This window comes from Candidatus Bipolaricaulota bacterium (assembly GCA_021159055.1).
GTDB lineage: Bacteria > Bipolaricaulota > Bipolaricaulia > UBA7950 > UBA9294 > S016-54.
Map to the genome: position 1 here is coordinate 1 of JAGGSO010000031.1, position 8097 is coordinate 8097.

At 64.0% G+C, this 8097-nt stretch carries 7 protein-coding genes and 1 pseudogene; 5 read left to right on the forward strand and 3 right to left on the reverse strand.

All coding sequences use genetic code 11. The features are described from left to right. The 3 genes from J7J55_01815 to J7J55_01825 form a co-directional block, all read right to left on the reverse strand. On the reverse strand, nucleotides 1–209 hold a 209-nt coding region (locus J7J55_01815), incomplete at its 3' end, for an outer membrane protein assembly factor (GenBank protein ID MCD6141441.1). A gap of 8 nt (nucleotides 210–217) precedes the next feature. Continuing rightward, a complete protein-coding gene (locus J7J55_01820) occupies nucleotides 218–1750 on the reverse strand; it encodes a YifB family Mg chelatase-like AAA ATPase (protein ID MCD6141442.1) in 1533 nt (510 codons plus the stop codon). Then, a complete protein-coding gene (locus J7J55_01825) occupies nucleotides 1740–2096 on the reverse strand; it encodes a YraN family protein (GenBank protein MCD6141443.1) in 357 nt (118 codons plus the stop codon). The genes J7J55_01820 and J7J55_01825 overlap by 11 nt, the downstream gene beginning before the upstream one ends. Nucleotides 2097–2200: 104 nt before the next feature. Between J7J55_01825 and J7J55_01830 the strand changes: the two genes are divergently transcribed. The 5 genes and pseudogenes from J7J55_01830 to coaD form a co-directional block, all read left to right on the forward strand. Next, nucleotides 2201–3478, forward strand: coding sequence for an amidohydrolase (locus J7J55_01830; protein MCD6141444.1), 1278 nt, complete (start codon nucleotides 2201–2203; stop codon nucleotides 3476–3478). Nucleotides 3479–3542: 64 nt separating this feature from the next. Beyond that, nucleotides 3543–3815, forward strand: coding sequence for a 30S ribosomal protein S15 (gene rpsO / locus J7J55_01835; protein ID MCD6141445.1), 273 nt, complete (start codon nucleotides 3543–3545; stop codon nucleotides 3813–3815). Between the two features lie 6 nt (nucleotides 3816–3821). Then, a pseudogene (locus J7J55_01840) lies at nucleotides 3822–5936 on the forward strand (polyribonucleotide nucleotidyltransferase). Between the two features lie 425 nt (nucleotides 5937–6361). Beyond that, entirely contained in the window at nucleotides 6362–7627 is a 1266-nt protein-coding gene (locus J7J55_01845) for an insulinase family protein (protein MCD6141446.1), read from the forward strand. A gap of 18 nt (nucleotides 7628–7645) precedes the next feature. After that, the coding region (coaD, locus tag J7J55_01850) for a pantetheine-phosphate adenylyltransferase (GenBank protein ID MCD6141447.1) at nucleotides 7646–8097 on the forward strand (452 nt) is incomplete at its 3' end.

The window sequence follows — 8097 nt, forward strand, 5'->3', positions numbered from 1 at the left end:
TCGTAAATCGCTTGGGACGCCTTCTTGAGATCCGCCGCTGTGATCTCGTCCCCGGGGTGAAACTTCACCACGGCGAGAATATCATGGGTGGAGATCTTGTCGTTTCCCTCCACCGCTATCGCGGATACGGTGACGGGAAAATCGGCGGCAAATGCCGCCACTCCTATCGCCAACAACAGTCCGATGATCACCAACGCGGTCAGTTTCATGTTACCTCCTATGCTAGGTCGTCACTTGCCCGGTATTGGATCGCTTCCGCGATATGCGCGTCCCTGATCTTCTCTGAGCCTTCTAGATCAGCGATCGTCCGTGCCACCTTGAGCACGCGGGTGTAGCCCCGCGCGCTGAGCGCGAACCGATCTATCGCCAGTTCCAACAGCCCCTTCGCCTCCTTCTCCAAGGCGCAGTACCGAGCAACCTCACGCGGATCGAGCTGGGCGTTGGAGAACCGCCCCGACCGACCCTTCATTCTATCCCATTGTATCCGGCGGGCGGCGATCACTCTAGCGCGGACCGATTCGGACGACTCCCCACGCGGTCGAGAGAGGAGCTCCTCCCGGGTGAGACGGGGAACATCAACGAACAGATCGATCCTATCGAGGAACGGCCCGGAGAGGCGCTTGCGATAGCGTCGGATCTCGTACGGACTGCACGTGCACGGGTGAACCGGATCACCGAGATGACCGCACGGGCACGGGTTCATCGCGGCAACCAGGGTGAAGCTGGCGGGATACCGCACCGCCACTCCGGCGCGGGAGATCAGGATCGAGCGGTCCTCGAGCGGCTGGCGCAGGGTCTCGAGGACGCGGCGGTCGAACTCCGGGAGCTCATCCAGGAACAGGACCCCGTGGTGGGCAAGGGTGATCTCCCCCGGGCCCGGGGTCCCGTGCCCGCCTCCGACCATCCCGGCATAGGAGATGGTGTGGTGGGGAGCGCGAAACGGCCGCCTCGTCACGAGCGGGGTGTCGGGGTCGAGCAGCCCGGCGATGGAGTAGATCCGCGTCACCTCGAGCGCTTCTTCGAACGAGAGCGGGGGAAGGATCCCGGGCAGGGCGCGGGCGAGCAAGCTCTTTCCTGCTCCTGGAGGGCCGATCATCAGTAGGTTGTGCCCCCCGGCGGCGGCGATCTCGAGCGCGCGTTTCGCCTGCTCCTGCCCCTTTATCTCCGCCAGGTCGATCACCGGGGGTGCCGCGCTCCGGTCGAGCAGCCCCTCCCGATCGACGGAGAACGGTTCGATCACCACTTCCCCGGACAGAAAGCCAGCCGCCTCCTGCAGAGTGCGCACCGGGTAGATCCGAATCCCCTCTACCAGCCCCGCCTCGGCAGCGTTCCCAGCCGGAACGATGATACCGTCCAGTCCGTCCTCAGCGGCGGCGATCGCGATCGGGAGCATCCCCCGCACCCGCCGCACCTCTCCGTCCAGGGAGAGCTCCCCCACGATCAGGTAGCGCCGGTCCGGGGGAGGGATCTCTCCGGCTGCGATCATGATCCCAAGGGCAATCGGCAGGTCGAAACCAACTCCTTCCTTGCGCAGGTCGGCCGGGGCGAGGTTGGCGGTGATCCGACGGGCCGGGAAGGAGAACCCGGAGTTCTTGACCGCGCTCCGGATCCGCTCGCGGCTCTCGCTCACCTCCTTCTCCGGGAGCCCGACCACCTGGAAAGCCGGGAGTCCGTTTGCCACATCGCACTGCACCTCGACGATCGCCGCCTCGATCCCGGAGATTACAGCAGAAAGAAGCTTAGAGAACATCATCCACCTGGAACGCGTCTTTGTACAACTCAACTCGATCCGGCCGGATGGCGACGACATCGAACCTGATCGGAAGCTCGGTCCCGACCTCTCCCAGGTAAACACGGGCGGCGGCGATCAGCCGCTCGCGCTTCGCCGGGGTGATCGCCGCCTCGGGCCCGCCGAACCCGTTCCGTGTCCGGGCCTTCACCTCCACAAACACGAGGGTATCCCCGTCGCGGGCGATCAGGTCGATCTCCCCAAACCGACAGCTCCAGTTGCGGGCGACGATCCTGTACCCGCGCTCCTGCAGATACCGGCGCGCGGCCTCCTCCCCCGCCCGTCCCGATCGAGTTACGTTACGCATCCCGTCTTTATGATAATTTCAACCCCTCAGTCCTGACAAGCGTTGCGCCGCAGAGCGGCAGAGACTATAATTTCATAAAGAAAAGGAAAGACGAAGAAGGAGCGATGGGAATAGTTCTCAAAGGGATAGCCGCGGCGCTCGGAGAAGCCCTTACTGTAAAGCGCGTCGATATCCGCATCGAAGGGAACAAAATCGAGAAAATCAGCGAGTCCCCCCTCCCGGTCGCCCCGGCCGACGAGCTCGTCTCCGGGGAGGGAAAGCTCGCGATCCCCGGGTTTGTCAATCTCCATACTCATCTGCCGATGGTCCTGTTCCGGGGAGCGGCGGACGACCTCCCGCTGGAGGAGTGGCTGCGTGATCGGATCTGGCCGCTGGAGGCGCGGCTTACGGACGAGGCCGTGTACTGGGGCTCCCTCCTCGGGCTGGCGGAGATGATCCGGAGCGGGACAACGGCGTTCTCCGACATGTACTTCCACCTCGACGCGATCGAGCGGGCGGTCGCCGAGTCCGGGATGCGGGCGGTCCTCTCCTACGGGATCATCGCCGCAGAGCTCGATGCGCACGGGAAGGAGGAGCTCGCTCGGGCAGAGGAGACGGTGAAGCGACTCAAGGACGGCGAGGAGAGGATGAAGGCGGCTGTCGCTCCCCATTCCATCTACACCTGCGGGAGGGAAGTATGGAAGCGGGCGGTCGAGCTCGCGCTCGAACAGGAAGTGCCGATCCACACCCACCTATCCGAGACACAGACTGAGGTGGCGGACTGTTACGTGCGCCATCGGATGAGCCCGGTGGAGCTCCTACAGGAGTGGGGTGGATTCTCCGCTCCGACGATCGCCGCTCATTGCGTGCACGTGACCCCAAGCGACGTCGATATCCTGGCCCGTCACCGCGTCACCGTGGCCCACTGCCCGCGCAGCAACGCCAAGCTGGGAAACGGGATCGCCCCGATCTCCCGGCTGCGGTCCGCCGGGGTGAACGTCGGAATCGGGACGGACGGAGCAGCATCAAACAACAGCCTGGACATGGCATCCGAGCTCCGGTTCGCGGCGCTGTCGGCAAAAGCGGCCTCCGGGGACCCGACGATCATTCCCGCCCAGGAGGCGGTGCAGATGGCGACGGTGGCAGGAGCACGAGCCCTCGGGCTCGAGGGAACGATCGCAGAAGGAAACCGAGCCGATATCGCGATCGTCGATCTGGAGCGGGTGGAGACGATCCCGACGTCGGATCCGCTCTCCTCCCTGGTCTACTCCGCCGGGAGAGGGGCGGTGACCGATGTAGTGGTCGACGGGAGGTTCCTCATGCGGGACCGCTCGCTCACCACCATCGACGAAGATCGGGTAAAATACGAGGTGAAGAAGATAGCGAAAAGCTACAAAAACTGAGCCATCCCCACCTGGGCGGGCGGGAGATCCCCCGCGCGGATGCGGGAGTAGAAGGAGGAAACAGATGGGACTTACCACAGAGAAGAAGAGAGAGTTGATCCGGACGTATGGAATGAGCGAGACGGACACCGGCTCGGTACCGGTACAGATCGCGCTTTTGACGGAGAGGATCAAGGAACTGACCGAGCACTTGAACGTGCACAAGAAGGACTTCAGCTCGCAGCGGGGGCTGCGCAAGATGGTCGGCCAACGGCGCCGACTTCTGAAGTACTTAAAGCGCCAGGACTTCCAGGCGTACAAGGAATTGATTCAGAGATTGGGAATCAGAGGAGTATAGTGAGACATGGTAATAAAGGAAAGTATTCAATTTAACGGCAAAGAGATCTCCCTGGAGACGGGCCGGATGGCCAAACAGGCGAACGGCGCCGTCCTCGCCAGTTATGGCGACACCAAGGTATTAGTGACGGCTGTCATCCAGGAGAGCAAAGAAGAACTCGACTATTTTCCCCTCCGCGTCGACTACGAAGAGCGCTTCTACGCAAGCGGAAAGATCCCGGGGGGATTCTTCAAACGCGAAGGGCGGCCGAGTGACGTCGCCATCCTGAGCGCGCGCATGATCGACCGGCCGATCCGGCCGCTGTTTCCCAAAGGGTACAACGACGAAGTACAGATTGTAGCCACCGTTCTGTCGGCCGAGCCGGATTGTTCCCCGAGCATCGTCGGAATGCTCGGGGCCTCCGCGGCGCTGATGATCTCCGATGCTCCGTTCCAGGGGCCGATCGCCGGGGTGAAGATCGGGCGGGTTGACGGCCGGTTGGTCGTAAATCCAGACGCCGTCTCCCAGGAGGAGGGCGGAGTCGAGATCACCGTCGCGGGGACGAAGCACACCGTAACGATGGTGGAGGGGAAGATGAACGAGCTCTCCGAGGAGGAGATCATCGAGTCGATCGATCTCGCCCACCAGGCGATCCAGGAGCTGATCGGGCTGCAGGAGCGATTCGTCGCCCGGGTGAACCCAGTGAAGAAGGAGGTCCCGCCCGTCGAGGAGGATCAAGCGTTGCGGGCCCGTGTCCGGGAGCTTGTGTGGGACGACCTTTCCCGTCTCTCCCAGCTCCCGGGGAAGAGGGCTCGTCACGACTTGGTGGAGGAGCTGAAGGAGCGGGCGGTCGCAGCGATCGTCTCTCCGGACTTGCCCAAGGAGGAAGCGGACGCCCTCACCAAGCAGGTGACCGCCCTGGTCGACGACCTCCACCGCGAGTACCTCCGCACGAGTATCCTCACCACCGGACTCCGGGTCGACGGACGGCGCCCCGATGAGCTGCGCGAGATCACGTGCGAGGTCGGGATCCTCCCCCGTACCCATGGTTCGGCCCTGTTCACCCGCGGCGAGACCCAAAGCCTGGGGATCGTCACCCTTGGTGCAACGCGGAGCGACGAGCAGATCATCGATCAGATGATGAAGGAGGGGCGGAAGCGGTTCATGCTCCACTACAACTTCCCGCCGTACTCGGTCGGGGAGGTGCGTCGCATCGGTTCCCCGAGCCGCCGGTCGATCGGCCACGGCTACCTCGCCGAGGGGGCGATAACCGCGGTCCTCCCGCCGGAGGAGGAGTTCCCGTACATCATCCGCATCGTGTCCGAGATCCTGGAGTCGAACGGTTCGTCGTCAATGGCAACGGTATGCAGCGCCTCCCTTTCGCTGATGGACGCCGGGGTGCCGATCCGCAAGCCGGTCGCCGGAATCGCGATGGGGATGATCGAAGACGAGGCGAGCGGAAAGAGGGTGATTCTCACCGACATCCTCGGGGACGAGGACCACTGCGGCGACATGGACTTCAAGGTTGCTGGGACGCGCGACGGAGTCACCGCGTTCCAGCTCGATGTCAAGGTAGGAGGGATCAACCGCGAGATCATGCGCGAGGCCCTCGCCCGGGCGCGGGAGGCGCGATTGAAGATCCTCGACGTGATGACCCAGACCCTACCCGCCCCGCGCGACCACCTGTCCCCGTACGCCCCGATGCTGGACACGATCCAGATCCCGGTGGAGAAGATCGGGCTCGTCATCGGCCCGGGCGGGAAGATGATCCGCCAGATCATCGAAGAGACCGGGGCGGAGATCGACATCGAGGACGACGGGACCGTCAGGCTCGCCGGAACCGACCCCGAGGCCGTCCGCGCTGCCAAGGAGCGGATCAAGGCCCTCACCGCCGAGCTCGAGGTGGGGACGATATTCAAGACCACGGTCACCCGGACCGTCGACTTCGGCGCGTTCGTGGAGATGCCGAACGGATCTGAGGGGCTGGTGCACGTCTCCAACCTTGCCTCCGGGTTCGTGGACAACGTGCGCGACATCGTCAAGCCCGGGGACGAGATCACAGTGGAGGTGATCGGGGAGGACAAGATGGGTCGCCCCGACCTGCGCCGGCTGGAGAAGGAGGGGGAACGGTCCCAACCGCGGGGGGAAGAGCACCGCGGTCGGCGCGACTCCTCCCATCGGGGGCGCGGTAAGAACAATCACCGCGAGGAGAAGCCAGCTGCCAATATCAAGGTCGGAGACATCATCGAGGGGACGGTGGAGAACATCACCGACTATGGTGCGTTCGTCGAGCTCGCGCCGGGGATAACCGGCCTCGTCCACATCTCTGCCCTGTCCGACGCGTACGTGCGCCGGGTGGAAGACGTGGTGAAACCAGGAGACAAGATCACGGTCGAGGTGCTCGACATCGACGAGCGGGGTCGGTACAAGCTGCGGCGGATCGCCCCGGAGTCGGAGAACCACAAGGAGCAACAAATTCCGGAACGGAAACCGGAGCACACGCACAAGCCGGAGAAGGCGCCTGAGCGGGAGAAGCCCCACCAGTCCCACTCGTTCGAGGATCGCTGGTGATTGAGTCCCTGTATCCCGGAGCGTTCCGGGCTACGCTGGAGAACGGGCTCACCGTCATCGGGGAGGAGGTCCCCTCCTCTCTGTCGGTGAGCGTCGGGGTATGGATACGAGTCGGGAGCCGGGACGATCCTCCTGATCGTCCCGGTCTCGCTCACTTCCTGGAGCACCTCTTGTTCAAGGGGACAAAGCGGCGGGACGCAACCCGGATCTCGGAAGAGATCGACGCCGTCGGGGGATACATCAACGGAGCGACCGGGAAGGAATCCACCTTCTATTACGCCGATGTCCCGGCTGATGGACTTCCGGTCGCGATCGACGTCCTTTCCGACCTCGTTCAGCACCCTGCGTTCGACCCGGCTGAGGTGGAAAAGGAACGGGGGGTGATCTTGGAGGAGATCCGCGCCCACGACGACGATCCGGATCAATACGGATACGACCTGTTCGTGAGCAACCTGTGGAAGGATTCGCACCCCCTCTCCCGCCCGGTCCTCGGGACGCGGGCCACGATCAGGGATGTTAGTGTGGAGGAGATCGCCGCGTTCCACCGGCGCTACTACCGCCCGGCCAACATGGTGGTAGTCGGGTGCGGAGCGCTGAACAGGGAGGGGTTCGTCGAGCTCGTCGCCCGCCACTTCTCCGCAGCTCCGGCGGAATCGGTCTCCCTGGACCGCACACCTCCCCAGTTGAACCCGGGGCGCAACCGCCACCCCCGCGAGATCGGGCAGGTACAGCTCTACTTCGGCCTCCCGGGGAGCACTGCGGGGGCCGAGGATCGGTTCCCGCTCGAGATCGTAAACACCGTCCTCGGGGGAGGGATGAGCTCACGCCTGTTCCGGCTGATCCGCGAGGAGCGCGGGCTCGCCTACGCGGTGACGAGCTCGGTCGTCCGCTACTCCGACGCCGGGGCGTGGATCATCTACGCCGGGACTGCCCCGAAGAACGTGGGCACGGTGACCGACATCACCCTGACCGAACTGGAGCGGTTGCGGCGGGAAGGGATCTCGACGGAGGAGCTCGCCCGTGCCAAGGCGAAGCTGCGCGGTCATCTCGTCCTCGGGCTGGAGACGAACGCCGGGAAGGCATCCCGCCTCGGAGACGCGGCGATAAACGGGAGGGAGATCCTCTCCCCGCAGGAGATCGTTCGCCGGGTGGATGGAATAGGGCAGGAAGATATCGCCCGGGTGCTCGAGCAGTTCGTCCGCCCCGAGGTCATCAACCTCGCCGCCATCGGGCCGGTGGACGCGGGATCGCAGACGAGTTAGAATCACTTTACAATGCCGATCAGGAGTGCGCTCTATCCGGGAAGCTTCGACCCGATCACCTACGGGCACATCGACATCGTCCGCCGGGCAAAGAAGCTCTTCCCCCGGTTGATCATCGCGGTGGTCGTCAACCCGAACAAGGCCCCGCTCTTCTCCATCGACGAACGGGTGGCGATTACCGAAGCGGCCCTTGCGGAAGTCGGGATCGAAGGAGTGGAGGTGATCTCCTACGATGGACTCCTCATCGACTGCGCCAAATCGGCCGGGGTGAGCGCGATCGTGCGCGGGTTGCGTGCGAATTCCGATTTCGATTACGAGTTTCAGCTCGCCCTCACCAACCGCGACCTCGACTCCGACATCGAGACCGTCTTCTTCATGACCGCCGGTCGGTACAGCTTCCTCTCCTCGTCGATCGTGAAGGAGGTCAAGCGCTACGGCGGGAACGTAAGCTCGTTCGTCCCCAAGTGTGT